At 68.5% G+C, this 24,560-nt stretch carries 25 protein-coding genes; 14 read left to right on the forward strand and 11 right to left on the reverse strand.

What is annotated here, in order from left to right; translation table 11 throughout:
- Positions 1 to 19: 19 nt before the first annotated feature.
- Positions 20 to 214, reverse strand: a complete 195-nt coding sequence (gene rpmI / locus ACLJPX_RS05945; protein ID WP_005163285.1) for a 50S ribosomal protein L35 — start codon at positions 212 to 214, stop codon at positions 20 to 22.
- 70 nt (positions 215 to 284) lie between these two features.
- Positions 285 to 869, reverse strand: a complete 585-nt coding sequence (gene infC / locus ACLJPX_RS05950; protein WP_101608768.1) for a translation initiation factor IF-3 — start codon at positions 867 to 869, stop codon at positions 285 to 287.
- 271 nt (positions 870 to 1,140) lie between these two features.
- On the opposite strand from infC, the gene ACLJPX_RS05955 reads away from it, so the two are divergent.
- The 3 genes from ACLJPX_RS05955 to ACLJPX_RS05965 all read left to right on the forward strand — a co-directional run bounded on the left by ACLJPX_RS05955 (position 1,141) and on the right by ACLJPX_RS05965 (position 3,272).
- A complete protein-coding gene (locus ACLJPX_RS05955; RefSeq protein ID WP_005163289.1) occupies positions 1,141 to 1,500 on the forward strand; it encodes a DUF1844 domain-containing protein in 360 nt (119 codons plus the stop codon).
- A 132-nt stretch (positions 1,501 to 1,632) separates the two neighbouring features.
- The gene (locus ACLJPX_RS05960; RefSeq protein ID WP_410599117.1) at positions 1,633 to 2,280 is read left to right on the forward strand and encodes a GntR family transcriptional regulator; all 648 of its coding nucleotides are present in this window, start codon (positions 1,633 to 1,635) and stop codon (positions 2,278 to 2,280) included.
- Positions 2,277 to 3,272 carry a 1-aminocyclopropane-1-carboxylate deaminase gene (locus ACLJPX_RS05965; RefSeq protein ID WP_410599118.1) on the forward strand — a complete coding sequence of 332 codons (996 nt, stop codon included), beginning with the start codon at positions 2,277 to 2,279 and terminating at the stop codon, positions 3,270 to 3,272. The genes ACLJPX_RS05960 and ACLJPX_RS05965 overlap by 4 nt, the downstream gene beginning before the upstream one ends.
- 79 nt (positions 3,273 to 3,351) lie before the next feature.
- Here ACLJPX_RS05965 and ACLJPX_RS05970 read toward each other — a convergent pair whose 3' ends face one another.
- Genes ACLJPX_RS05970 through ACLJPX_RS05980 form a run of 3 tightly spaced genes read right to left on the reverse strand, consistent with a single transcriptional unit; the run spans position 3,352 to position 5,434 of the window.
- On the reverse strand, positions 3,352 to 3,735 hold the full coding sequence (locus ACLJPX_RS05970; protein WP_101608771.1) for a RidA family protein: 384 nt from the start codon (positions 3,733 to 3,735) through the stop codon (positions 3,352 to 3,354).
- Positions 3,732 to 4,496, reverse strand: a complete 765-nt coding sequence (locus ACLJPX_RS05975) for an IclR family transcriptional regulator (RefSeq protein WP_101608772.1) — start codon at positions 4,494 to 4,496, stop codon at positions 3,732 to 3,734. The genes ACLJPX_RS05970 and ACLJPX_RS05975 overlap by 4 nt, the downstream gene beginning before the upstream one ends.
- Positions 4,493 to 5,434, reverse strand: a complete 942-nt coding sequence (locus ACLJPX_RS05980) for a sugar kinase (protein WP_410599119.1) — start codon at positions 5,432 to 5,434, stop codon at positions 4,493 to 4,495. The genes ACLJPX_RS05975 and ACLJPX_RS05980 overlap by 4 nt, the downstream gene beginning before the upstream one ends.
- Positions 5,435 to 5,584: 150 nt before the next feature.
- Between ACLJPX_RS05980 and ACLJPX_RS05985 the strand changes: the two genes are divergently transcribed.
- The 10 genes from ACLJPX_RS05985 to ACLJPX_RS06030 all read left to right on the forward strand — a co-directional run bounded on the left by ACLJPX_RS05985 (position 5,585) and on the right by ACLJPX_RS06030 (position 17,656).
- Positions 5,585 to 6,889 (forward strand): amino acid deaminase, encoded by a 1,305-nt coding sequence (locus ACLJPX_RS05985; RefSeq protein ID WP_410599120.1) that lies wholly within the window; start codon positions 5,585 to 5,587, stop codon positions 6,887 to 6,889.
- A gap of 34 nt (positions 6,890 to 6,923) precedes the next feature.
- Complete coding sequence (locus tag ACLJPX_RS05990) at positions 6,924 to 8,519, forward strand: N-acyl-D-amino-acid deacylase family protein (RefSeq protein WP_410599121.1); 1,596 nt, start codon at positions 6,924 to 6,926, stop codon at positions 8,517 to 8,519.
- Positions 8,516 to 9,904 (forward strand): GntP family permease, encoded by a 1,389-nt coding sequence (locus tag ACLJPX_RS05995; RefSeq protein WP_410599122.1) that lies wholly within the window; start codon positions 8,516 to 8,518, stop codon positions 9,902 to 9,904. Before ACLJPX_RS05990 ends, ACLJPX_RS05995 begins: the two co-directional genes overlap by 4 nt.
- A 27-nt stretch (positions 9,905 to 9,931) precedes the next feature.
- Positions 9,932 to 11,062, forward strand: coding sequence for a lactonase family protein (locus ACLJPX_RS06000; protein WP_410599123.1), 1,131 nt, complete (start codon positions 9,932 to 9,934; stop codon positions 11,060 to 11,062).
- 12 nt (positions 11,063 to 11,074) lie between these two features.
- Positions 11,075 to 12,358, forward strand: coding sequence for an extracellular solute-binding protein (locus ACLJPX_RS06005; RefSeq protein ID WP_410599124.1), 1,284 nt, complete (start codon positions 11,075 to 11,077; stop codon positions 12,356 to 12,358).
- A complete protein-coding gene (locus tag ACLJPX_RS06010; RefSeq protein ID WP_410599125.1) occupies positions 12,359 to 13,318 on the forward strand; it encodes a carbohydrate ABC transporter permease in 960 nt (319 codons plus the stop codon).
- Positions 13,309 to 14,184, forward strand: a complete 876-nt coding sequence (locus tag ACLJPX_RS06015) for a carbohydrate ABC transporter permease (RefSeq protein WP_076157078.1) — start codon at positions 13,309 to 13,311, stop codon at positions 14,182 to 14,184. Before ACLJPX_RS06010 ends, ACLJPX_RS06015 begins: the two co-directional genes overlap by 10 nt.
- A gap of 1 nt (position 14,185) precedes the next feature.
- Positions 14,186 to 15,592 carry a beta-N-acetylhexosaminidase gene (locus tag ACLJPX_RS06020; protein ID WP_410599126.1) on the forward strand — a complete coding sequence of 469 codons (1,407 nt, stop codon included), beginning with the start codon at positions 14,186 to 14,188 and terminating at the stop codon, positions 15,590 to 15,592.
- Positions 15,593 to 15,651: 59 nt separating this feature from the next.
- Positions 15,652 to 16,233, forward strand: a complete 582-nt coding sequence (locus ACLJPX_RS06025; RefSeq protein ID WP_410599127.1) for a hypothetical protein — start codon at positions 15,652 to 15,654, stop codon at positions 16,231 to 16,233.
- Between the two features lie 175 nt (positions 16,234 to 16,408).
- Entirely contained in the window at positions 16,409 to 17,656 is a 1,248-nt protein-coding gene (locus ACLJPX_RS06030) for a DUF222 domain-containing protein (protein ID WP_410599128.1), read from the forward strand.
- Here the strand turns inward: ACLJPX_RS06030 and ACLJPX_RS06035 are convergent.
- A complete protein-coding gene (locus ACLJPX_RS06035; RefSeq protein ID WP_410599129.1) occupies positions 17,601 to 18,794 on the reverse strand; it encodes a DUF5005 domain-containing protein in 1,194 nt (397 codons plus the stop codon). The genes ACLJPX_RS06030 and ACLJPX_RS06035 overlap by 56 nt on opposite strands.
- Positions 18,795 to 18,861: 67 nt before the next feature.
- Between ACLJPX_RS06035 and ACLJPX_RS06040 the strand changes: the two genes are divergently transcribed.
- Positions 18,862 to 20,115, forward strand: a complete 1,254-nt coding sequence (locus ACLJPX_RS06040; protein ID WP_410599130.1) for a choice-of-anchor Q domain-containing protein — start codon at positions 18,862 to 18,864, stop codon at positions 20,113 to 20,115.
- Positions 20,116 to 20,181: 66 nt separating this feature from the next.
- On the opposite strand, the gene ACLJPX_RS06045 is transcribed toward ACLJPX_RS06040, so the two are convergent.
- The 5 genes from ACLJPX_RS06045 to ACLJPX_RS06065 form a co-directional block, all read right to left on the reverse strand.
- The gene (locus ACLJPX_RS06045) at positions 20,182 to 20,733 is read right to left on the reverse strand and encodes a snapalysin family zinc-dependent metalloprotease (protein WP_410599131.1); all 552 of its coding nucleotides are present in this window, start codon (positions 20,731 to 20,733) and stop codon (positions 20,182 to 20,184) included.
- 153 nt (positions 20,734 to 20,886) lie between these two features.
- On the reverse strand, positions 20,887 to 21,837 hold the full coding sequence (locus ACLJPX_RS06050) for a zinc-binding dehydrogenase (RefSeq protein ID WP_410599132.1): 951 nt from the start codon (positions 21,835 to 21,837) through the stop codon (positions 20,887 to 20,889).
- 18 nt (positions 21,838 to 21,855) lie between these two features.
- Positions 21,856 to 22,221, reverse strand: coding sequence for a MerR family transcriptional regulator (locus ACLJPX_RS06055; RefSeq protein WP_410600013.1), 366 nt, complete (start codon positions 22,219 to 22,221; stop codon positions 21,856 to 21,858).
- A gap of 37 nt (positions 22,222 to 22,258) precedes the next feature.
- On the reverse strand, positions 22,259 to 22,927 hold the full coding sequence (locus ACLJPX_RS06060) for a response regulator (RefSeq protein WP_101608786.1): 669 nt from the start codon (positions 22,925 to 22,927) through the stop codon (positions 22,259 to 22,261).
- The gene (locus tag ACLJPX_RS06065) at positions 22,924 to 24,540 is read right to left on the reverse strand and encodes an ATP-binding protein (protein ID WP_410599133.1); all 1,617 of its coding nucleotides are present in this window, start codon (positions 24,538 to 24,540) and stop codon (positions 22,924 to 22,926) included. The genes ACLJPX_RS06060 and ACLJPX_RS06065 overlap by 4 nt, the downstream gene beginning before the upstream one ends.
- Positions 24,541 to 24,560 lie beyond the last annotated feature (20 nt).

Here is a 24,560-nt window from a genome sequence, read left to right on the forward strand (position 1 = left end):
GTTTACAAAGTGCGGGGTGTCAGCGGCCGAGAAGGCGCTTGACGCGGCCGACGTCGTTCTTGGCGATCTCGGTGGTGCCTTCGAGACGACGGGTGAGCCTGTTGGACTTCTTCTCCATCAGGTGGCGGCGGCCGGCCTTCTGGCGGCGCAGCTTGCCCGTGCCCGTGACGCGAACTCGCTTCGACGTCCCGCTGTGCGTCTTCATCTTCGGCATTACGTATGTCCTCTTTCGTGCGGCGGCACACCGGTGTTTTCCGGTGTGCCGCGACATGTGCTGGTCGGCGCTACGCGTCGGCGGGCGGCTCGGACGATTCGGTCGACTCGTCCTTGGCAGCCTTCGCGGCCTTGGGCGGCTTCACGTTCTTGTGCGGGGCCAACACCATGATCATGTTGCGACCGTCCTGCTTCGGCGACGACTCGACGAAACCGAGTTCGGTCACCTCGTCGGCGAGCTTCTGCAGCAGGCGGAAACCGAGTTCCGGCCTGGACTGCTCGCGACCGCGGAACATGATCGTGACCTTGACCTTGTTGCCGGCGGCCAGGAACCGCGACACGTGACCCTTTTTGGTCTCGTAGTCGTGCTGGTCGATCTTCGGCCGCAGCTTCTGCTCTTTGATGACGGTGAGCTGCTGGTTGCGGCGGGACTCGCGGGCCTTCTGCGCGCTCTCGTACTTGAACTTGCCGAAGTCCATGAGCTTGCATACGGGCGGGCGTGCCTGAGGAGCAACCTCGACGAGGTCGAGATCGTTCTCCTGTGCCAGCCGCAGCGCATCTTCGATCCGGACGATGCCGACCTGTTCACCGGCGGGTCCGACGAGGCGGACCTCCGGTACCCGGATTCGGTCGTTGATGCGTGTCTCGGAGCTGATGGGGCCTCCCTGGTTCGAGGTAAATTCTTCTACCGTTTCGACCTGGTGCCCACATACCTAAGGCCCCGGTACCGTGCCGGTACGCGGGGCCCACTCTTTCCGATCGTGTTCGATCTCCAGAACCGAACACACCGCCTCAGACGCCCGAAATCGTCTTTGGCGAGACCGGACCCGGACACCTGGTGTTGCGGCGGTGACACGGGTGGGAGCGGGGCTCCACTTGCCGCCCCCGATCACTCGGGGGCTGGTCGCTCGTGGAAGGGTACCAGACGTGTCAGATGAACCCGTTCAGCAACCCCCGTATTCCCCGGACGTCCGCGACCTGGAGGACATCCCGAGCGTCGAGGTGATCAGCAGGGCGGCCGTCATGCTGCTCTCCGCCGGCGCCGAACGCCTCGGCCTCGCCGACGAAGACCCGGCCAGCTCACCCCACCGCGACCTCGACGAAGCCCGCCGCCTGATCACCGCCCTCGCCGGACTGGTCACCGCTTCGGCAGAGTACCTCGGCCTGCACGCGGGCCCGTTGCGCGACGGGCTGCAGTCGCTGCAGAAGGCGTTCCGCGAGGCTTCGGCCGTGCCGGACGCGCCCGGGCAGGGGCCGGGCGAGAAGTACACGGGACCGGTCTACTAAGCCCTGCCCTCCCGTCTCCCCTCTCCTCCAGTAGTGCAATGAAAGGCCCGTTACTTGCAAATTTTGCAAGTAACGGGCCTTTCATTGCATGCGCGCTACCCAACGAGCAGGCTGGCAGCTAACATTTCAGATGTGAGTGGGTTAGCGAAGGTGCCGAGGTCGCTCCTGAGGGACGAGGCCTACGAGAACATCCGCCGGGCGATCATCGACGGGACGCTGCCGCCGGGGACGAACCTGCGCGACGGCGACCTCGCCGATCAGCTCGGCTTGTCGCGGGCGCCGGTGCGCCAGGCGTTGCTCCGTCTTATAGAGGACGGCCTCGTCGAGTCGAAGCCGCAGAGCTACACGCGGGTGGCCGGGTTCGTGCCCGACGACGTCCGCGACGCGTTGCAGCTGGTCCGCGCGCTGCACGAGTTCGCGGTCCGGACGGGCGCGCCGCGGATGGGACCGGCCGAGGTCGCGGCGATGCGCGCGGCCAACACCCGGTTCGCCGACGCGATCGCCGCCGGGGACATCGCGGCCGCGATCGCCGCCGACGACGAACTCCACGACGTCCCGGTGGCCGCCGCGCGCAACCGGGCGATCGCCGCGACGCTGGCCCGCTACACCCCGTTGCTCCGGCGGCTCGAGTACGCCCGTTTCGGCTCGCTGCCCGCGCACCGGTCGGTCCAGCGGCATGCCGAGCTGGCCGACGCCCTCGAAGCGGGCGACGTAGACGCGGCCTGCTCGATCACCGCCACCATCTGGACCGAACTCGAAGCCCTCCTGGAGACGTCATGACCCTCGCCGACTTCCCGCGCTACCCGCTGCTGTTCGGCCCCTCCCCCGTCCACCCGCTCGAGCGGCTCACCGCCCACCTCGGCGGGGCGAAGGTCTGGGCGAAACGCGAGGACGTCAATTCCGGGATCGCGTTCGGCGGCAACAAGACGCGGAAGCTCGAATACCTGGTCGCCGACGCCCTCGCCGACGGCGCGGACACGCTGATCTCCATCGGCGGCGTGCAGTCGAACCACACCCGACAGGTCGCCGCGGCCGCCGCGCGCGCCGGGCTCAAGGCCGTGCTGGTGCAGGAGAGCTGGGTGGACTGGAACGACCCGCTGTACGACAAGGTCGGCAACATCCAGCTCTCGCGCATCCTCGGCGCGGACATCCGGATGGTCGAAGCCGGGTTCGGCGTCGGCTTCAAGGAGAGCTGGGAGAACGCGGTCAAGGAGATCGAAGCGGGCGGCGGCAAGCCGTACGCGATCCCGGCGGGCGGGTCGGACCACCGGCTCGGCGGGCTCGGTTTCGCGAACTGGATCGTCGAACTCGAGGCGCAGGAGGCCGAGCTCGGCGTCTTCTTCGACACCGTCGTGGTCTGCTCGGTCACCGGCAGCACGCAGGCCGGGATGGTCGCCGGGGCCGCGCTTTCGGGGAAGCCCCGGCGGATCCTCGGCATCGACGGTTCGGCGAAACCGGCCGAGACCCGCGACCAGGTCACGCGGATCGCCCGGGCGACCGCGGAGCTGATCGGCGCCGGTGAGATCGGCGAGGTCGAACTGGACGAGCGCTATCACGCGGGGATCTACGGCATCCCCGACGAGTCCACCCTGGACGCGATCCGGACGCTGGCGCGGCTGGAGGGCGTGCTCACCGATCCGGTGTACGAGGGCAAGTCCATGGCGGGCCTGATCGACCTCGTCGCCCGCGGTGAGATCTCACGGGACTCGAACGTGCTCTTCGCGCACCTGGGCGGGCAGCCCGCGCTGAACGGCTACACGAGCGTGCTCTAGCCCCTCACCAATGCTATGAAAGGCCCGTTACTTGCAAAATTTGCAAGTAACGGGCCTTTCATAGCGCGCGCGTGAGTGACTAGTCCACCACGGCCAGGACGTCGATCTCCACCAGGAGTCCCGCGGGCAGGCCGACGTACACGGTGGTGCGGGCCGGGTGCGGCGCTTCGCCGATCAGCTTGTTGTAGGCCTCGTTGAACACGCCGAAGTGGTCGACGTCGGTCAGGTAGACACGCACCATCAGCGCGTCGGCCAGGCTCGAACCGGCGGCCTCGAGCACCGCTTCGATGTTCTTGAAGGTCTGCTCGGTCTGCTCACCGACGGTCTCGCCGACGATGGCGCCGGTGGCCGGGTCGAAGGCGACCTGGCCGGCCACCTGCAGGATGTTGCCCTTGCGGACCGCCTGCGAGAACGCGGCCACCGGCTTCGGCGCGTTCTCCGTGCTGATCGCGGTCTTGCTCATTCCAACTTCCCCTTTCGGTTCCCCGTCCATCCACTGTGGACGGAAGCTTGTTCGGCGGCGGCGACCAGTTCGGGCACGAGCCCCATCAGGCCGTCGTAGTCGAGCAGCACCTTCGGCACCGACATCGACACCGCGGCCAGCACCACGCCGCCCGGGCCGCGGACCGGCGCGGCGATGCAGTGGATGAAGTCCTCGTGCTCGGCGTTGTCCACCGCGTAGCCGCGGTCGGCGACGAGATCCAGCTCGGTCCCGTAGGCGGCCGGTGTGGTGATCGTGTTCGGGGTGCGGACGAAGAAGTCGATCCTCGAAACGACGTCCGCCCGCTTCTCCGGCGTCATCGCCGCGACGAGCACCTTGCCGACGGCGGTGCAGTGCAGCGGGGCGCGTTTGCCGATGCGGGAGTACATCCGCACCGAATGCCTGCCCTCGAACTTGTCGATGTAGACGACCTCTCCGTCCTCATAGGACGCGAGGTGCACGGTGTGCCCGGTGCTCACGTTGAGCGCGGCGAGCGCGGACTGGGCGGTGCGGCGGACGTCGCGGTCTTCCAGTGCCTGTTGCGCGAGGTCGAAGAGGGCACTGCCGAGCCGGTAGTACCGCTGTCCCTCCCGGCGCACGAAATGGTGCGACTCGAGGGTGCGCAGCAGCCGCAGCACGGTCGACTTGTGCACGCCGATCTCCTCGGCGAGCTGGTCCAGCGTCTTCGGCTCGCGGGCGAGCCCGCCCAGCAGTGTGAGCGCCCTGTCCAGGCTCTGGCTCATACGCCCACCAATCCCTTGTCCGTCAGCTTCGCCGCCGCCCATGCTGCCGCATCCGCCCCGATGAGCGCTTCGACGACGGTTTCGGGCAGCGGTGTCCCCACGTCGTCGTGGGTCAGCAGGGTGGCGGCGGCCTGCAGGTGACCGCGCCGCAGCCTGGTCACTGGGTCGTCGCCGCGCAGGGTGGCGGCGAGGAAACCGGCCGCGAACGCGTCGCCGGCACCAACCGGTTCGACGACGTCGACCCGCAGCGCGGGCGCGAACAGCGGCGCTTCTTCGCCGTCGACCAGCGTGACCCCACGCTCCCCGTGCTTGACGACCAGCGTTTTCGGCCCGGGCAGCACGGCGCGCAGCCGTCCCGGGTCGCCTGTCCCCCACACGCGCTCGGCTTCGTCTTCGCCCGCCAGCACGATGTCCGCGCGGGCGGCCAGACCGGCGAGGACGGACGGGTCGCGCCCGGTCCACAGCGCGGGACGGAAGTTGACATCGAACGACACCAGCGTGTCGCCGCGAGGCCGCTCCAGCAGGGCCCGCACCAGGTCGAGGCAGCCGTCGGACAGCGCGGGCGTGATCCCGGACAGGTGGATCACGCGCACCCCGTCGAGATCGAGCTTCCCCAGCAGCCCGGCGTCCATTCCGGACGCCGCCGAGCCCTTGCGGTAGTAGCGCACGGGACTGCCCTGGGCGCCGCTTTCCTTGATGTAGAGCCCGGTCGGCCGCGTCGGGTCGACCATGACCGCGCTGACGTCCACTCCTGCCGCGGCGATCTCGCGCACGAGCGCGCGGCCGAACGGATCGTCGCCGACGGCACTCACCCACGCACTGGCGAAACCCAGCGCGGGGAGATGGCAGGCGACGTTCGATTCGGCTCCGCCGATGGTCCGCACCCACTTCCGTACCTCGTCGGGCGGCCCTGGTTCGGCCGGTACGAACAAGGCCATCGACTCCCCGATGCACAAAACGTCGGGCGCGCTTGTCACCTTCGCGTCTCCTAGTCGTCACGCCGTTGACCTCTAGCGGACCGGATGCTACACCTATCCCACGCAATATGCGCAACGTCCGTTGCAACATACGCAACCGAGGTGAACTTCATGTTCCAAGCCGGCACCATCGACTCCGCCGCGGTCGCGGCCGTCCGGGAGGAGCGCGTCGACTGGCGCTTCCGCTCGGTCGCGCCCTCGCTGTCCGGACTCACGATCGGGGAGGCCGCCGCCCGCGGCGCGAAGCTGTTCGACGACGGCTTCCTGGGCCCGTTCGTGGTGCTCGACGAGGAAGCCGTCGAGCACAACCTCCGCACGATGGCCGATTGGTGCGCCGAACGCGGGGTCGCGCTGGCCCCGCACGGCAAGACGACGATGGCGCCGCAGTTGTTCGAGCGGCAGCTCCAGCACGGTTCCTGGGGCATCACCTGCGCCAACGCCGGGCACCTCCGGATCTACCGGGCGTTCGGGGTTTCCCGGATCCTGCTGGCGAACCAGCTGCTCGACCCGTCGGGCCTGCGCTGGCTCGCCGCGGAACTGGACGCCGACGACGACTTCGAGTTCGTCTGCTGGGTCGACTCGGTCCGCGGCGTCGAGCTGATGACCGAGGCCCTGCGAGGCGCCCGCCGCAAGGTGGACGTGCTCGTCGAACTCGGCGCCGAGGGTGGCCGGACCGGGGTCCGCGACACCGCCACCGCGCTCACCGTCGCCGAAGCCGCGCACGCGAGCCCGGCCCTGCGGCTGCGCGGATCCGGCGGCTACGAAGGCGCGCTCTCCCACCACACCGACGAGAAGTCGCTCCAGCTGATCAGCTCCTATGTGGACGGTCTGCGGGAACTCGTCTTCGCGTTCAACGACAAGGGCCTGCTCGACGACGCCGGGCAGATCATCGTCACCGGCGGCGGCAGCGCGTACTTCGACCGCGTCGCCGACGAACTCACCAAGGACTGGGGCGGCCTGGACGTCCTGCCGATCCTGCGCAGCGGTGCCTACGTGACCCACGACGACGGCTTCTACCGGGTGATCTCCCCGCTGGGCGAAAGCCCGCGTATCGGCGGCGTCGCCTCGTTCCGTCCCGCGCTGCGCGCTTGGGCCCAGGTGACGTCGAAGCCGACGGACGAGCTCGCGCTGCTCACCATCGGCAAACGGGACGCCTCCTTCGACGAAGGCATGCCCGAGCCCCGCCTGATCCGCAAGGGCGACGGACCGCCGTCCGCGCTCGAAGGTCACGCCATCCAGAAGATGAACGACCAGCACGCCTTCCTGACGCTGCCGCCCGGTTCGCCGGTCGAGGTGGGCGACTGGATCGCACTGGGTCTTTCGCATCCGTGCACCGTCTTCGACAAATGGCCCCTCATCCCGGTCGTCGGCCCCGACGGCGAGACCGTGCTCGATTTCGTCCGCACGCATTTCTGATCCGTCCTCCACTCCCCGCAGAGGAAGAATCGCCATGGACATCGTTGTCCGCTCCGCACTGGTCGCCGACGGCACCGGGGATCCGCTCACCAGGCACGACGTGGGCATCACCGGCGGCCGCATCGCCAGTGTCGCCGAACCGGGCTCGCTCGCGGGCCGCCGCACCATCGACGCCGAAGGACTCGTGCTCGCGCCCGGGTTCATCGACATGCATTCGCACTCGGACCTCCAGCTGCTCGCCAATCCGGATCACCTCGCGAAGCTCTCGCAGGGCGTCACGACCGAGGTCCTCGGACAGGACGGGCTCTCCTACGCGCCCGTGAACGACGACGTCCTCGCGTCGCTGCGCCAGCAGCTCGCCGGGTGGAACGACGACCCCGCCGGATTCGACTGGAACTGGCGCTCGGTCGGCGAGTACCTCGACCGGCTCGACGCCGGGGTCGCGGTCAACGCGGCCTACCTGGTGCCGCAGGGCACCGTCCGCATGCTCACCGTCGGCTGGGAAGACCGGCCCGCGACCGAAGCCGAGATGAACGCGATGAAGGAACTCATCGCGACCGGGCTCGCCGAGGGCGCGATGGGCATGTCGTCCGGGCTCACCTACACGCCGGGCATGTACGCGACCACCGAGGAACTCGTCGAGCTGTGCCGGGTCGTCGGCGAGCGCGGCGGTTTCTACAGTCCGCACCACCGCAGTTACGGCAAGGGCGCGCTCGAGGCGTTCGGCGAGATGGTCGACGTCTCCCGCCGCTCGGGCTGCCCGCTGCACCTCGCGCACGCGACGATGAACTTCTCGGTGAACAAGGGCAAGGCCCCCCAGCTGATGGAACTGCTCGACCAGGCGCTCGACGACGGCTGCGACATCACGCTGGACACCTATCCCTACCTTCCCGGCGCCACCTACCTTTCCGCGCTGCTGCCGAGCTGGTCCACCGAAGGCGGGCTGGACGCGACCCTCGCCCGGCTGTCCGATGTGGACACGCGTGAGCGGATCCGTGCCGAGATCGAGGAGACCGGTTCCGACGGCGCGCACGGCGTGCCGATCGACTGGGAGGCCATCGAGATCAACGGCGTCCGCCGCGACGAGAACTCGCACCTCGTCGGGCATTCCGTCGCCGCTTCGGCGCAGCGGGCCGGGAAACCGGCCGCGGAGCTGTACTTCGACGTCCTGCTCTCGGAGAAACTCGGCACGTCCTGCCTGATGCACGTCGGGCACGAGGAGAACGTCCAGGCGATCATGCGGCACCGCACGCACACCGGCGGCAGCGACGGGCTCCTCGTCGGCGCCCGGCCGCATCCCCGCGCCTGGGGCACGTTCCCGCGCTACCTCGCGCGCTACGTCCGCGAACTCGGCGTCCTCGACCTCGCCGAATGCGTCTCCCACCTCACCGGCCGCGCGGCGGAACGCCTGCGGCTGACCGACCGGGGTCTCGTCCGCGCGGGGTACGCGGCGGATCTCGTGCTGTTCGACCCGGAAACCGTCGCCGACACCGCCACGTTCGACGAGCCGCGGCAGCAGGCCGCCGGTATCCCCTATGTCTTCGTCAACGGTGTCGCCGCCATCGACGATGGTCAACCGACCGGCGCCCTCGCCGGCCATTCACTGCGGAATCCCGGGAGTGCCCGATGATCGATTGGCTCCAACATTCGACGGGAGGTCTCCTGACCCTCGCCGCCGTCTCGATCGCGGTCTTGCTGTTCCTCATCATCAAGGTCAAGCTCGAGCCCTTCATCGCGCTGATCGTGGTCGGCCTGCTGACCGCGCTGGCCGCGGGCCTGCCGGTCGGGCAGATCGTCGGCTCCGCGCAGAAGGCGTCGGATTCCCTGCTGGAAAAGGGTTTCGGCGGGATCCTCGGGCATATCGCCGCGATCATCGGGCTCGGCACGATCCTCGGGTCCATTTTGGAGCGTTCCGGTGGCGCGAAGGTGCTCACCAGCGCGCTGCTGCGGGCCATCGGTGAGAAGCGCGCCCCGCTCGCGATGGGCCTGGCCGGCTTCGTCTTCGGTATCCCGGTCTTCTTCGACATCGGCATCTTCGTGCTGGCGCCGCTGGTCTACGTCGCCGCCAAACAGGGCGGCCGTTCGCTGGTGCTGTACGCATTGCCGCTGCTCGCCGGTCTTTCCATCACGCACGCGTTCCTCCCGCCGCACCCCGGCCCGGTGGCCGCGGCGGGCCTGCTGCACGTGGAACTCGGCTGGATCATCCTGATGGGCCTGGTCTGCGGTATCCCGGCGTTCCTGGTCGGCGGTGTCGCGTACTCGACCTGGATCGGCAAGCGCATCGACGTTCCGGTCCCCGAGGAGTTCCTGGTCGCGGAGGACGAAGGCGAGAAGGAGGAGAACCCGCCGTCGCTCAAGCTGGTGGCGGCGATCATCGCGGTCCCGCTGGTGCTGATCCTCGCCGGGACCTTCGGCAGCATCTGGCTTCCCAAGGACTCCGCGCCCGCCGGTGTCGCCGCGTTCATCGGCACCCCCGCGGTCGCGCTGACGATCTCGGTGCTGCTCGCGTCCTGGCTGCTGGGCCTGCGCCGCGGCTTGACGGGCAAGGACTTGAGCGAGCTTTCGGCGAAGTCGCTCCGCCCGGTCGCGATGATCCTGCTGGTGGTCGGCGCGGGCGCGTTCTTCGGTGCCGTGCTGTCCGCGACCGGGATCGGCAAGGCCGTCGCGGGTTCGCTCGACAACGCCGGTCTCCCGGTCATCCTGGCGGCCTACGTGATCAGCTGCGGCATGCGGATCGCACAGGGTTCGGCGACGGTCGCGATCGTGACCACGAGCGGCATCGTCGCGCCGACGGTGGCGACGCTGGGCTACTCGCAGATCCAGCTCGCGCTGCTGGTCGTGGCGATTTCGGCGGGTTCGATCATCGCCTCGCACGTGAACGACGGCGGGTTCTGGATCATCTCGCGGTACTTCAACATGACCGTGCCGCAAACGCTGAAAACCTGGACCGTCCTGGAAACCGTCCTTTCCGTTTCCGGTTTCGGCGTGGCAGCATTGCTCATGGCAGTGGTTTAAACCACCTGAAAGCTGGGAGAGATCACGATGACCGGACTCGATCGACGCACCTTCCTCGGCGCCGTCGGAGCGGCTGGACTCACCACCGTTCTCGGTTCCCACCTCGCGAACGCTTCCGAACAGATCTGCGGACCGAAGGGAACCGGGGCCATCTACGTCAGCAGCTACACCAGTTCCGGGCACGGGCTCGATATCGCTCACCGGGACGCGGCGACCAACGCGCTGGTCGTCGACCGGACGATTCCGGGGATCAGCAACGCCTCCTGGTTCGACATCAGCGCGGACCGCAAGACGCTCTATGTGACCAACGAGGACGAGAACGGCCAGATCTCCGCGCTGAGCCTGGCCGATCCGGCGAAACCCAAGCTGCTCAACAAGAAATCCGCCAAGGGCCAGCACCCCACGCATCTGAGTGTCCACTCGAGCCAGAAGTACGTGCTGGCCGCGAACTACAGCAGCGGCAGCGTCGTCGTCCTCCCGATCCTCGCGGGCGGGAAACTCGGCGACGTCGTCGATCTGGCCCAGCACAAGGGCGCCGAGCGGGCCGCGCACGCGCACCAGGTCGTCAACGACCCCACCGGCAAGTGGGTGCTCTCGGTCGACCTCGGCGCGGACTCGGTCTACGTCTACAAACTCGACGTCACCACCGGAAAACTGAAGCTGAACCAGCAGCTGAAGCTCCCGTCGGGTGCCGGGCCCCGGCACCTCGCCTTCCATCCGAACGGCAAGTACGCCTACATCCTCGGCGAGCTTCGTGCCGAAGTGACCGTCGCGGCGTGGAACCCGGCCACCGGGAAACTGACCGCCGGGCAGGTCGTCCCGGCCGTTCCGGCGGGCACGCCCGGCGCGCAGTACCCGGGCGAGATCACCACGTCCAAGGACGGCAGGTTCGTCTACGCGTCCGTGCGCGGTTCGGACACGATCGCGTCGTTCGGTGTCGGCGAGGACGGGAAGTCCTTGAAACTGCTGGGCAACGCGCCCGTCGGTGGCGTCTACCCGCGCCACCTCACCCTGGATCCGACCGAAAGCTGGTTCTACGTCTCCAGCGACAAGTCCGGCACGCTCAGCTGGCTGCCGCGCGATCCCGCCACCGGTCTCCCGGGGGCCGTCGCCGGGAAACTGGCGCTCCCCCAGGTCAATTCCGTCTTATTCGGCTAAGGAGAAAATCCCATGAGAACTCGCGTCCTCATCGCGGGCCTCGCGGCGCTCGGCCTCGTCGCGGGCTGTGCGCCTGCCCAGAACACACCTGCCGCGAGCGGCGGTGACGAGAAGACCGGCACGGTCCGGGTCTGGCTGTTCGACGAGGCCAACCGCGCCCCCAAGGAGGCCGCGGTCAAGGAGGCCATCGCCGAGTTCAAGGCGGCGCACTCGGGCGTCGAGGTCGACGTCCAGTGGATCCCGGTGGAAGGCCGCGCGGACAAGTTCTCCGGCGCCTTCAACGACCCGGCGAGCGCGCCGGACGTCGCCGAGTTCGGCAACACCGACGTCTCCAGCTACGCCGCCACCGGCGCGCTGGCCGACCTGACCGGCGATCTCTCGTCGTGGAAGGAAGGCGCCGACATCCTGCCCGCGGTCCTGGAGACGGCGAAGTCCGGCGGCAAGACCTACGGCCTGCCGTGGTTCACCGGTATCCGCGCGTTGTACTACCGCACGGACCTCTTCGCCGAACTCGGCCTCAAGCCGCCCACGACGCTGGCGGAACTGACCGAGACAGCGAAGACCATCCGCGCCAAGAAGCCCGAGCTCTACGGCATCTCCGTCGGTGGCAAGTACACCTACGCGATGCTGCCGTTCCTGTGGGCGCACGGCGGCGAGATCGCCAAGCAGGACGGCGACAAGTGGAAGTCCACTGTGGACTCGGAGCAGGCGAAGGCCGGGGTCGCGGCGTACGCGAACCTGCTGAAGGCGGACATCTGCCCGCCCGAGCAGTGCGCCAACCTCACCGGAACGCAGAGCATCACGGCGTTCGCGGGCGGCAAGGCGGGCATGTCGATCGGTGGTGACTTCAACCGCAAGGCCGTCGAAGCCGGTCAGGTGAAGGGGAAGTACGCGATCATCCCGATCCCGGGCACCGAGGCGGGCAAGGTCGCCCCGGCGTTCGCGGGCGGCAACCTGCTCGGCGTCTTCAACGCGACCAAGCGCAAGAGCCTCGCGGTCGAGTTCACCGAACTGCTCGGTGGCGCCAAGTACCAGGAGAAGATGTACATCGCCATGGGCAACCTGCCCACGCTCGGCAGTGTCCAGCAGAAGGTCGCCGCGAGCGACCCGTCGGTCAAGCCGTTCGTCGACACGCTCACCTCGGGCACGAAGTTCGTCCCCGCCACCGCGGCGTGGTCGAAGATCGACGCGCAGAACGTGCTGCCGACCGCGATCCAGCAGATCGCGACCGGCGGCAAGGACCCCGCGGCCGCACTCGCCACCGCGGCCGCCGAGATGAACAAGGCGTTCGGCTAAGTGGTCACGAAAGACATCCCCCGCACCACGGCTCCGGCCGTCCCGGCACGGCGGTCCCCCCGCCGTCGCCGGGACGGGCGGGCCGCCCTGCTCTACCTGGCTCCCGGCGGCATCCTGCTGCTGGCCATGCTGGTGTACCCGATCTACCAGCTCGTCCTGATCTCGTTCTACGACTACGGCCAGCCGCAGGCCGTCGGGAACGCGCCGCTGGAGTTCCTCGGCTTCCGGAACTACACCGACCTGCTGGAGAACGCGCAGTTCTGGGAGGTGCTGGCCAAGACCCTCGGCTTCACCGCGGTCTGTGTCGTCGGCAGTCTCGCGCTCGGGACGGGGCTGGCCGTACTGGCCACCCGGGTCCGCTCGTGGGCGCGGGTCCCGTTGTTCCTGGCGGCACTGGCCGCCTGGGCGACGCCGGCGATGGCGGGCTCGTACGTCTGGCTGTTCCTGTTCGACGCGGACTTCGGCCTGGTCAACGAGGTGCTCTCGGGCCTCGGGTTCACCGGCATGGCGAACCACTCGTGGACCTTCGACACCTACAGCACGTTCGGGCTGGTGGCCGCCGAGGTCATCTGGTGCTCGTTCCCGTTCGTCATGGTGACGATGTACGCGGGGCTCAAGGGCGTGCCGGAGGAGGTCATCGAAGCCGCGTACCTCGACGGCGCGTCGACCTGGCGCACCACGTGGTCGATCACGCTGCCGATGGTGCGGCCGCTGCTGACCATCGCCACGATCCAGTCGATCATCTGGGACTTCAAGATCTTCACCCAGATCTACGTGATGACCAACGGCGGCGGCGTGGCCGGGCGCAACCTCGTGCTCAACGTCTTCGCCTATCAACAGGCCTTCGCCGGACAGGAATACGGTCTCGGCGCGGCGCTCGGAGTCGTGATGACCTTGCTGCTGCTGTCCATCACCGGGCTGTACGTCCGGTCGCAACGCCGGAGCGCGGGATGGGTGTGACGACAGCGCCGAAGACCCGCCGGGTCAAGAAGCCCGGCAGGCTGATCGCCGAGATCATCTGCGTGGTGATCGCCGGGATGGTCGCGTTCCCGGTGTACTGGATGGTGCTTTCGGCGTTCAAGCCGACCGGGCAGATCCAGGCGGAGAACCCGCGGCCGTGGACCCTCACGCCGACCCTCGAGCACTTCGAGCGGGTGCTCAGCGGCGAGGGATTCGCACTGTTCTTCCTGAACAGCGTGATCGTCGCCGTCGTGGTGGTGGCGCTGTCGCTCCTGCTGTCGTTCCTTTCGGCGGTGGCGCTGACCCGGTTCAACTTCAAGGGCAAGACCGTCCTGCTGGTGATGGTGCTGGTGGCACAGATGGTGCCGGTCGAGGCGCTGACCATTCCGCTGTTCTTCCTGATGCGGTCGGTCGGCGACGTCGCGCCGGCGTTCGGCACCAACCACCTCGGCTCGCTGATCCTGGTGCACCTGGCGTTCAGCCTGCCGTTCGCGATCTGGATGCTGCGCGGTTTCGTCGCCGCGGTGCCGCAGGAGCTGGAAGAGGCGTCGAAGATCGACGGGGCGAGCCGGATGCGGTTCACCTGGCAGATCCTCTTCCCGCTGGTGGCGCCCGGGCTGGTGGCGATCAGCGTGCTGGCGTTCATCCACGCCTGGAACGACTTCCTGTTCGCCAAGACGTTCATCATCTCCAACACCGAGAACCAGACGCTCCCGCTGGCGATCCTCGTGTTCTTCAAACCGGAGGACACCGACTGGGGCGCGGTGATGGCGGGCTCGACACTGATGACCATCCCGGTGCTGGTGTTCTTCATTCTCGTGCAACGACGACTCGTGTCCGTCATGGGCGGCGCGGTGAAGGGCTGACATGCCTGGCTTCGAAACTCTTCTCCCCCGTCCCGTCTCGGTGGAACCGCTGCCCGGCCGGTGTTCCGTACCGTCCGAAGTGGACGTCCGCACCGACGCCGGGCTGCCCGCCGAGGGCTACCGGCTGGAGATCGACCCGTCCGGCGTGACCCTGCACGCGGCCGACGCGGCGGGCGAGTTCTACGGCCGCCAGACGCTCCGGCAGCTGATCGGGCCGGACGCGTTCCGGGCCGTGTCCATCCACAGTGGACAAGCCACGATCCCCTGCGGAGTGGTGACCGACCACCCGCGCTTCGGCTGGCGTGGTTGTTTACTCGACGTGGCGAGGCATTTCCGGACCAAGGCCGAGGTGCTGCGGTTCATCGACCTGCTCGCGGCGCACAAGCTCAACGTGCTCAACCTGCACCTGACCGACGACCAGGGCTGGCGGATCGAGATCCCCGAGTTCCCGAAGCTGACCGAGGTCGGCGGCTGGCGGAAGTCGTCCATGGTGGGGCGGCACGACGGGCCGGAACGGGATGGACGCCCGCACGGCGGGTTCTACACGACCGATGATCTCCGGGAGATCGTCGCGTACGCCGCCTCGCGCTCGGTGACCGTGGTCCCGGAAGTCGACATCCCCGGGCACGCGCGGGCCGCCATCGCCGCCTATCCCGAACTCGGCCCGGAAACCGCCGAACCGTGGGAGGTCTGGACGAGCTGGGGCATCAGCACGTCCCTGCTGAACACCGAGAAGTCCACTCATGCCTTCTTCAAGGGCGTCTTCGACCACGTGCTGGAGATCTTCCCGTCGGAGGTCATCGCGCTCGGCGGCGACGAAGTACCCGGCGCGACCGAGGAACACGGCCGGTTCGTCCGCGAGATCGCCCGGCACCTGGTCGAACGAGGACGTCGTCCGCTCGGCTGGGACGAGGTGCTCGAAGCGGGTGACCTGCCGCCGATGGTCATCGGCTCGTGGCAGAGCGAGGCGGCCGGTGCGCGCGCCGCCGCGGCCGGTCACGACGTCGTCATGTGCCCCGAGGACCACGTGTACCTGGACCACCGGCAGTCGGATCACCCCGACGAACCGATCCCCGTCGGTTACCTGCGGACGCTGGAGGACATCTACGGCTACGAGCCGGTGCCCGCCGACTTCCCCGCCGACCGGACGATTCTCGGTACCCAGGCGCAGGTGTGGGCCGAGCACCTGGACACCGCCCGCCGCGTCGACTACGTCGCTTTCCCCCGGCTGAGCGCTTTCGCCGAGGTGGCGTGGAGCAGTCCGGAGGGCCGGGACTACGCGGAGTTCCTGCCGCGCCTGCGGGACCACCACCTGCCCCGGCTCGACGCGCTGGGCGTCGAATACCGGCCACTGGAGGGCCCGCATCCCTGGCAGACCCGTCCTGGCGTGCCCGGGCGACCGCGCTAGAAGTACGTGATGGCCCCCTTCCTTGCTCCCTGAGCGATGCAGGGGGCCATCATGGGTTGATGAGTGATCAGTCCGAGCGGTGGGTCGACGCCACCCAGCTTCCTGAAGAACTCGTGGCGCTCATCGACACCCTCCGCCCCGGCGAAGAGCTGCCCATCACCCGGAACGGCGAGACGATCGGGACGATTTCCGGCTCTTTTCCCGAAGAGCGGTTCGCTACGGCGGACTCCGACGACGTCACGGTCGTGGCCACCGCCATGAAGCTGTCGGCCTCGGCACGGGACTCGTTGTCCGAGCGGCTCGGCCCCGGTTATCTCGTGCTGGACCTGCACTCGGCGCCCCCGACCGTCGACGTCCTGCTGGTACCGCCGGTCAGCCCGCAGCTGATCGCGAACTTCCGGGCGCTGTACCCGAAGGCCAGGGTGGTGATCACGGAGATCGAGGACGCCGAGCTGGGGGTCAAGTACGAGGGCCCGATTCGCCGTCTCCTCGACGCCGGAGCCGAGGCCTACCTGCCGTCCAGCACGATCCCGCGTCTGGCCGAGCAGCTGGACCGGACCATGACGCAGCTGCGGCAGCTCACCGACGGCGCTTCGATCCCCTTGACCATCGAATCGCCGCGGGACCGTGCACTCGAATGATCGGCAGTCGGTACCTGTGGTCGTGAAGGGAGCTTTCCCCGCGTGGGATGTGGCGAAAGTCCCTTTCACCCAGCCCGGCAGGTCACCTATTCCTTACTCCTCGATTAATATGAAATACCTTTCGAGAAATACGTTCATATTCGCACACCTGTTCGATTCTTGGTATTCTTGCATCGTGTCCAGTCAACGCATCCTCGAACCGCCGCGGGAGTTGTGGGGTGCCGGTGCGCGGGAGCTCGCGCATGGTGTGGTGGAGCGGTTGTCGGTGGCACGGCAGGCGTTGGCCGAGGTCGGGCAGTTCCTGGTGGAGATCGAATCCCGGGGCCCGATGGAGCTGTTCGGGCACGGCTCCACCGCGGGCTGGTTCGCCGAAACCGCCCGCATCACCCCCAAAGAAGCCCGCGACACCGTCGCGCAGGCGGTGGCGCTGAACGAGGGCCGCAACCTGGACGGCACCACGGCACCGGCGTTCGCGCCGCTCGCGGGGGCCGCCGCGGCCGAGGGCGACCTCGGCCACCAGCAACTCGACCCGCTCCTGGCGGTGCTGAAGAAAATCCCGCCTGAGGTGTCAGCGGAAGACCGATCGGGGGCGGAGCAGATCCTGGTGAACCTCGCCCGCCGCGCTGGGCCGCAAGAGATCACCAATATCGGTGCGGAACTCCTGGCCCATATGGATCCCGACGGGAACGAGCCGAAAGACGAAGACCTGAAGCCACCGTCGCGCGAGGTGTATCTGCGCAAACGCGACGACGGCTGGTGGAGACTCACCGGGCTCCTCGACCCCGAATTCGGGGCCCGCGCCAACGCGTTGTTCGAAACCTGGGGGCAACGAAGACCCGTCGACGACGACGGGAACCACGATCTGCGGACGCCCGGCGAACGCAATGGGGACGCGTTGTTCGACGCGATCCACTACGCGATGACCAACGACAAAGCCCCGACACTCTCCGGAGACCGGACCACCGTCGTCGTCACCATTCCGCTGGACACCCTGACGTCGGGACTGGGGATGGCGTGCGTGGACGGGGTCACTCAGATCACCGCACGACACGCCCGCCTGCTCGCCTGCGACGCCAAGATCATCCCCGTCGTGCTCGGGTCCGAAAGCGAACCGCTCGACATCGGACGCGCTGCCCGCAGCGTCACCCCCGGCCAGCGCCGGGCGTTGAACCTCCGGGATCACGGTTGCGCGTTCCCTGGCTGCCACCGGAAGCCTAAGCACTGCGAGGCCCACCACATACTTCCGTGGGGCCAGCTCGGCGACACCGACCTGAACAACCTGTGTCTGCTCTGCCGCTATCACCACATGGTCATCCACGGCCAATCCGGCTGGCAGGTCCGCATGGCCGCCGACGGTAGACCCGAGTTCATCCCGCCGCAGTACCTGGACCCGCTACAACAACCCCGCCGCAACAACCGCTGAACCCGAGAAGCCCGCCACCACCACCACCGGCGACGGGCCCCTCGGCATGCCCACACCCAGCCGAACCGCCAACGGGAGTCACGGGCGGCCAGGCGACCTCCACGAACCGCGGCCGGTAGATCCGCGCGTCCGCGAAGTTGTCGCCGTGATCGAGAGAGTTCACGTTGTACGAAACCGTGAGCTTTCCCGGACGGCTCAGCTGCGGATGTGCCGTCGCGTCGTAGACGATCCGCCGCTCATTCGCTTCGGGTGCCCGGTGGAGGACGACCGGAGCACCGAACGGGCCGGTCGGCGAACTCGAGGTGTAGGCGAGCATCACCGGGCTGAAGCCGGGGCTGGTGTCCATGGTGATCAGCACGTACTCGGCACCGATCCGGGTCACCGAGAACGCCGTCCCTACCCCGGCTAGCATCCGGATGCCGTCCTCTTCGCGGGACGACCAGCCGGCGCCGGTCCAGAACTGCCACGGCCCGCGAAGGCCGCCGATGGGCACCCGGGCGAGCCTGAGGTGTCCCTGTTCGGAGCCGTAGACGTAGGTGTGGCCGCCGTCTTCGAGCAGTTCCGATCCCCAGGCGACCCGATCGCTCACCGGGATCACCAGCACTTCGGACGGCGTCAGCGCGGGCAACCGGAAGGTGACCAGCGAGGTCCCCGTGTTCCGGAAGTCGAGTCCGCCGGGTCCCGTCGTCTTGTACCGGTTGTAGAGCACCCGCAGGACATCGCCCTCGACAGCGCCGTCACCGACCCAGTAGTGCTCGTCCGAGCCCGGGAGCCCGATCAGGGGCTCCGGGTCGTCGGCGGTGCCGCCGTGCAGCGTCTCCCCCAGCGTGCCGTCGGATCGCTGGACGACCAGGGTGTTGCGGGCGAGCGGACTGTCCGGCGGGCGGCTGTGGTCCGGGTTCACCCTGCCCAGGAACGTGTCCGAGAACAGCCACGCGGTGCGGCCGTCCGGTAGCGGGACCGAAACCGTGCGATCTCCGCCGGTCCAATGCCCGCCCTGATCGCCGTAGCTGTTCCAGAGTTCGTTCAGCCCCGCGGAGGGAACCACGGGCCGCGGCGCGGGCGCGACGCCGCTGCTCGCGACGACGGCGCTGAGCAGCAACGCGGCCACTACGAGAATCCGCGACGGCCTGCGCATCGGATCATGCTAGAGCCGACGGCGTCTTTGTACGACCCTTGTGCGACGGGTGGTTACGGTCCGCGGGATGTCCTGGAAACTGCTTTCCGTCAGCGTGCTCGCCGCCCTCGCGTGCACCGGATTCACCACGGCCGAAGCCGCTTCGAAGACCTACTACGTCGATCAGCTCTCCGGCAGTGACACCGCGAGCGGCACTTCGCAGCAGGCCGCTTGGAAGTCACTGGCGAAGGTCTCCGCGACCACGCTGGCACCCGGCGACACCGTACTGCTGAAGCGAGGCGGCAACTGGCCCAGCGGCCTCGCCGTGAAGGGCTCCGGCGTCACCATCGGGGCGTACGGCACCGGCGCCCGACCGATCGTCAAGGGCGATACCGAAGCGTGCGTCGACCTGCCCGGCAACGACAACGTGGTGCAGGATCTCCAGATCGGCGTCGCGGCCGATGCGGGCCGCTGTTCGTGGGCCGGGGTGAAGGTCTCCGGCGACCGCAACAAGGTGCTGTCGAACCTCATCACCGGCGCGGGCGCGGGCGTCTACATCGCGCCGTCGGCCGACCACACCGAAGTCACGCAAAATGACCTCGTCGACAACAACCACATGACCGTCGTTACGCCCGGTGGCAACGACGACTCCGGCGCGTTCGCCGTGCTGGTCCAGGGCAACGACTCCGACATCGGCTGGAACCGGATCAGCGGCTCGATCGCGAAGTCCGACGACTTCGGCGGTCTCGACGGCGCCGCCGTAGAGATCTTCTACGGCTCCCGCAACGTCATCCACCACAACATCTCCGAGGACAACGAGACCTTCACCGAACTCGGCACCGACGCGAAGGACCCCGACGGCGTCTCGACCGGCAACGTCTTCGAGTACAACGCGATCTTCGGCGCCAAGACACGCGGCGGGATCATCACGCGCGGCGCGGAGGACGGCAACGGGCCGGTGCTGGGAACGGTGTTCCGCAACAACTCGCTCCGGCTCTCGAACGCCGAGTCGGAGGGTTTCGTCTGCTACGGCGGCTGCACGAACCAGGTGCTGAAGATGACGCAGAACGTCGTCCAGGCGGCGTACAAGGTCGGCTACGCGGACACGACCTTCACCGCGACGGACCACAACGTCTACTTCGGCGGGCTCCGGCAGTTCACGGCGGGGTCGACGGACAAGGTGGCCGACCCGAAGTTCACGTCGGCGACGAACCTCGCCCTGAAGACGGGGAGCCCGGCGATCGACCTCGGCACCACGAAGTACGACGATCGTGACGTCGACGGAAACCCCGTCTACGCCGGTGCCCGGGTCGACGCAGGCGCCTACGAGTTCCAGGGCTAGAACGCCGTGAAGGCCTCCTTCCCTACCTTGAGCGTAGGGAAGGAGGCCTTCACGGAGCGCAAAACGTCAGTAGTTGTAGATGCGCTGCATGGTGCCGGCCGACAGCATGCCGTTGGCCCACAGCGAGTTCACCCGGGAGACCTCCTGGGCGTTCGGCTTCGCGTTGGTGCAGGACGGGCCGGGGCCGCCACCGGACATCAGTTCGGAGCACGGACCCTGGTAGTTGTCCGGCAGGCCGAGCGCGTGGCCGGTCTCGTGCGCGGCGATCCGCGTCTGGTCGTACTGCTGGGCCTGCGAGTAGTCGATGAAGATGGTGCCGCGGCCGTGGCCGTCGGTCTGGGCGTACGAACCCCGGGGGTCGTTGCCCTCGGTGTAGCGCAGGGTGGCCCCCGACGAGCTCTCCTGCAGCTTCACGTTGGACACCGAGTTGTTCCAGTTCGCCGCGCCCGCCTGGATGGCGGCACGGAAGCTGGGCGCTCCCGAGGCGTCGTAGTAGACCGTGGTCGCCGCCACGGTCTGCTGAGCAGGCTGGACCGCGGCCGTGGCCTGGCCCGCGGTGACGGGGACGGCGAGCAGCGCCAAGCTCACGGACGCGGAGACGAAGAACTTCCTTGCCATGGACCCACTCCTTGTGAGGACAACGGAATGGTTGGTGAATTTAGGAGGCTCCGCCGCGACTGGGCACCAACTTTCGTCGTGTCAGCCAGCTGGTGATTTACCAACACTTTCGACCTATTGACATGCGCATGTCCGCATACGATGATGCCGCGCTCAAGGCCGCAGTACGAGCTTGCCGACGGTCGATCGCGCCTCCAGTTCCGCGAGCGCCTTCGGGCCGTCCGCGAGGTCGTACACCGCCGGCTCGCCCGGCGTGCAGACCCCGGCGGCGGTGAGAGCGCGCAGCTCGCTCATCAAGTCCGCGAAGATCTCGGGCGCGTGCTCGATCAGGACGCCGAGATGCAGGCCGATGACGTGGATCTGATGCCGGAAGTTCAAGTCCCGGTTGGTGATCGCGACCTCTCCCCCGGCGACGCCGTAGACCACCACCCGCCCGGTGACCCGTTTGGCGGCGGCGAGGCTCGCGGCGAAAGTCGCCCCACCGACCGATTCGAGCACGAGGTCCACCTCTCCCGCCGCGACGCCGTAGTCGAGGACGCGATCGGCGCCCAGCGCCCGCACCAGGTCGTGTTTGCCCGGCGACGCGGTGCCGATGACGGTCGCGCCGTAGTGCTTCGCCAGCCGGACCGCGGCCTGACCGACCCCGCCGGCCGCCGCCTGCACCAGCACGGTCTCGCCGGAAGTGAGACGCCCCAGCGGTTTGAGCGCGGCGAGCGCCGTGGCCCAGTTCAGGATCAGCCCGGGAGCCTGCTCGTCCGACCAGCCCTCCGGCACCGGGACCGCACCGGCCGCGGACATGACCATGTACTCGGCGAAGGCGCCGGCGCCCGTCCCGACGACGTGCTCGCCGAGGCGCGGCGAAGTCACGTCCTCCCCCAGCCCGACGACCTCACCGGCGGCTTCGAACCCCGCGACGTACGGCGCCGCCGGGCCGCCTTCGTAAGTGCCCCTGGTCTGCATGACGTCGGCGAAGTTGACACCGGCGGCGGTGACCTTCACCAGGATCTCGCCTGGTCCCGGGACCGGAACGGGAGCGTCGGCGATCAGGTGGAGATCTTCAGGACCGTTCGCGGAGTCCTGTCGCAGAGCGCGCATCGAAGTCATGCCCGCACGCTAAAACCCTCACGTTTGTGGCAGGGTCAAGTCGCGGAGGTACGCGTCGAGCGCGTCGCGATTGCGGGTCATGAGCGCGATCCGGCGATCGAGCACTTCCCGCTGCCGCGCGACCTCGTCGATCATGTACTCGCACGGCACCTTCGGCCGCACTTCCCCGGGATCGTCGAGATACGGCAGGATTTCGCGGATCAGCCTGGTCGGAAGTCCGGCGTCGAGCATCCCGCGGATCTGCAGGACGACCTCGACCGAACCGGGACAGAAGTCGCGGTAGCCGTTGCCTTCGCGACCGGGCCGGATCAGGCCCTCTTCCTCGTAGTAGCGCAGCGCGCGGACGCTGACCCCGGTCTTCCGCGCGAGTTCGCCGATCTTCACCCCGCCCACGGTAGCCATCGGGACGCGGTATAGGTCGTTATACGGTCTTCGGTTTGTACCAGACCTCGGGGCGGCCGACCTGGCCGTAGCGTGGCTCGCGCTGGGCGAGGCCGTTGTCGGCCAGGTATTCGAGGTAGCGCCGCGCGGTGACCCGGGAGGCGCCGATCGCGGTCGCGGCCGCCCCGGCGGACAGGCCGTCCGCGGCCGAGGCGAGGACGTCGGTGATCGCCTCGAGGGTCTGCCCGCTCATCCCCTTCGGCAGCGCCTGCCGCTCGGTGGTGCGCAAGGTGCCGAGCGCGCGGTCGATCTCGGCCTGCCCGGTGACCTCGCCCGAAGCGCCGTGGAACTCGGCGTAGCGCTCGAGTTTCTCCCGCAGGGAGGCGAAAGTGAACGGTTTCAGCAGGTATTGCACGACGCCGACCGACACGGCGGCCTTGACCAGCGCCAGGTCACGCGCCGAGGTCACCGCGATGACGTCGATCGGGAGCCCGGCCGCGCGCAGCGACCGGCAGACCGCGAGCCCGTGCGTGTCCGGGAGATAGAAGTCCAGCAGCACCAGGTCGACAGGCTCGCGTTCGCAGAACCGCAACGCGTCGCCTCCGGAGTGCACGACGCCGGACACGGAGAAGCCGGGCATTCTCTCGACGTACACCCGGTGCGCGTCGGCGGCGACCGGTTCGTCCTCGACGACCAGCACCTTGATCATCGTGTCGGCTCCTTCGGCGGCGTCTTCGGCGGCAGGCGCACGGTGAACACCGCGCCCTCTTCCCTGCCGACGTCGATGGTCCCACCGTGCCGCCGCACCGCCTGACCCACCAGTGCCAAGCCGAGCCCGTGGCCGTCCTCGGGTTTGGTGGACCAGCCGCGCCGGAAGACGTCCTCGACGTCGTCCACGCCGGGGCCGGTGTCGGCGACTCGCAGCAGCAGCCCCTCGGTGCCGGACCGCACGGTGACCTCGACCCCGGGCCGTGCGCCGTCGCCGGCGTTCCCCGCCGCCGCGTCGATCCCGTTGTCGATCAGGTTGCCGAGGATGGTCACCAGGTCCCGCGGCGGGACGCCGGTGTCCGAATCCTCCATGACGGTGTCGGGCGTGATCGTGAATTCGACCCCGCGTTCGCTCGCCTCCGCCGCCTTGCCCAGCAGCAGCGCCGCGAGCACCGGTTCGGCGACCGCGCCGACCACCCGGTCGGTGAGTTCCTGCGCCAGCGCGAGTTCTTCGGTCGCGAACTCCACGGCCTGTTCGGGTCGGCCGATCTCGACCAGCGAAACGACGGTGTGCAGCCGGTTCGCCGCTTCGTGCGCCTGCGAACGCAGTGCCTCGGCCAGTCCGCGCACCGTGGTCAGTTCACCGGTCAGCGCCTGGAGTTCCGTGTGATCGCGCAGGATCACGACGGTGCCCATCGCCTCTCCTCGCGAGCGCACGGGCGCCGTGCTGACGACCAGCACCCTCGCTTCGGTGAGGTGGAGTTCGTCGGTGCGCTCCTGTCCCGACGTGAACGCCTCGACGAGATCTTCGGGAATGTCCACTGCGGACAGTTCCCGGCCGACCGGATCGCCGTCGATGCCCAGCAGCGCGCGGGCGCCGTCGTTGCACAGCACCACCCGTCCGTCGCCGCCGACGAGCAGCAGCCCCTCGCGCATCGAGTGCAGGACGGCTTCGTGGTACTCGAACAGGTTGCTCAGTTCCTCGGGCGCGATCCCCCTGGTCTGCCGCCGGAGCCGGGCGCTGACCAGATAGCTGCCGATCCCGCCGACCACCAGCACCGCCACCGCGACCCCGATCAGCGGCCACAGGCGTTCGCGGAGTTCGGCGTCGATCGCCTCGACGGTGATGCCGACCGAGACCAGCGCGACGACCTGTCCTCCGGTGCCGAGCACCGGGACCACGACGCGTTCGGACGGGCCGAGCGAACCGGAGTAGGTCTCGAGGACCTTGCCGCCGCGCTGCGCCTCGCCGATGTTCCCGATGAACGGCTGTCCGATCAGCTCCGGATTCGGGTGGGTGTAGCGGATCCCGTTCGTGTCCATGATGGTCACGAAATCCACTTCCGTGTCCGCGCGGACACTCTGCGCGAACGGCTGCAGTGTCCGGCTGGGCTCCGATGTGGACAGTGCGGCGAGCACGCCGGGCGCGTCCGCCACCGCTTCGGCGACCGCGGTCACCTTGTCCCGCGCCCGGTCTTCGGTGGCCCGGACGGAATCGAGATAGGCGAAGGTCACCCCCGCCGCGACGAGCACGAAAAGCACCACGAGCTGCAGAATCAGCAGTTGGCGGGCGAGAGAGCCGCGCCTGGTCCGGATCCGCGTCGTCGAGGGCACGAGCCCATACCAGCACACCG

This window comes from Amycolatopsis sp. lyj-90, assembly GCF_046549035.1.
In the GTDB taxonomy this organism is placed as follows: domain Bacteria; phylum Actinomycetota; class Actinomycetes; order Mycobacteriales; family Pseudonocardiaceae; genus Amycolatopsis.

Coding starts and splice junctions, on each gene's coding strand:
- rpmI (WP_005163285.1), bottom strand. CDS start 214: ATGCCGAAGATGAAGACGCACAGCGGGACGTCGAAGCGAGTTCGCGTC.
- ACLJPX_RS05965 (WP_410599118.1), top strand. CDS start 2,277: ATGACCCTCGCCGACTTCCCGCGCTACCCGCTGCTGTTCGGCCCCTCC.
- ACLJPX_RS05970 (WP_101608771.1), bottom strand. CDS start 3,735: ATGAGCAAGACCGCGATCAGCACGGAGAACGCGCCGAAGCCGGTGGCC.
- ACLJPX_RS05975 (WP_101608772.1), bottom strand. CDS start 4,496: ATGAGCCAGAGCCTGGACAGGGCGCTCACACTGCTGGGCGGGCTCGCC.
- ACLJPX_RS05980 (WP_410599119.1), bottom strand. CDS start 5,434: ATGGCCTTGTTCGTACCGGCCGAACCAGGGCCGCCCGACGAGGTACGG.
- ACLJPX_RS05985 (WP_410599120.1), top strand. CDS start 5,585: ATGTTCCAAGCCGGCACCATCGACTCCGCCGCGGTCGCGGCCGTCCGG.
- ACLJPX_RS05990 (WP_410599121.1), top strand. CDS start 6,924: ATGGACATCGTTGTCCGCTCCGCACTGGTCGCCGACGGCACCGGGGAT.
- ACLJPX_RS05995 (WP_410599122.1), top strand. CDS start 8,516: ATGATCGATTGGCTCCAACATTCGACGGGAGGTCTCCTGACCCTCGCC.
- ACLJPX_RS06000 (WP_410599123.1), top strand. CDS start 9,932: ATGACCGGACTCGATCGACGCACCTTCCTCGGCGCCGTCGGAGCGGCT.
- ACLJPX_RS06005 (WP_410599124.1), top strand. CDS start 11,075: ATGAGAACTCGCGTCCTCATCGCGGGCCTCGCGGCGCTCGGCCTCGTC.
- ACLJPX_RS06015 (WP_076157078.1), top strand. CDS start 13,309: ATGGGTGTGACGACAGCGCCGAAGACCCGCCGGGTCAAGAAGCCCGGC.
- ACLJPX_RS06020 (WP_410599126.1), top strand. CDS start 14,186: ATGCCTGGCTTCGAAACTCTTCTCCCCCGTCCCGTCTCGGTGGAACCG.
- ACLJPX_RS06025 (WP_410599127.1), top strand. CDS start 15,652: ATGAGTGATCAGTCCGAGCGGTGGGTCGACGCCACCCAGCTTCCTGAA.
- ACLJPX_RS06035 (WP_410599129.1), bottom strand. CDS start 18,794: ATGCGCAGGCCGTCGCGGATTCTCGTAGTGGCCGCGTTGCTGCTCAGC.
- ACLJPX_RS06040 (WP_410599130.1), top strand. CDS start 18,862: ATGTCCTGGAAACTGCTTTCCGTCAGCGTGCTCGCCGCCCTCGCGTGC.
- ACLJPX_RS06045 (WP_410599131.1), bottom strand. CDS start 20,733: ATGGCAAGGAAGTTCTTCGTCTCCGCGTCCGTGAGCTTGGCGCTGCTC.
- ACLJPX_RS06050 (WP_410599132.1), bottom strand. CDS start 21,837: ATGACTTCGATGCGCGCTCTGCGACAGGACTCCGCGAACGGTCCTGAA.
- ACLJPX_RS06060 (WP_101608786.1), bottom strand. CDS start 22,927: ATGATCAAGGTGCTGGTCGTCGAGGACGAACCGGTCGCCGCCGACGCG.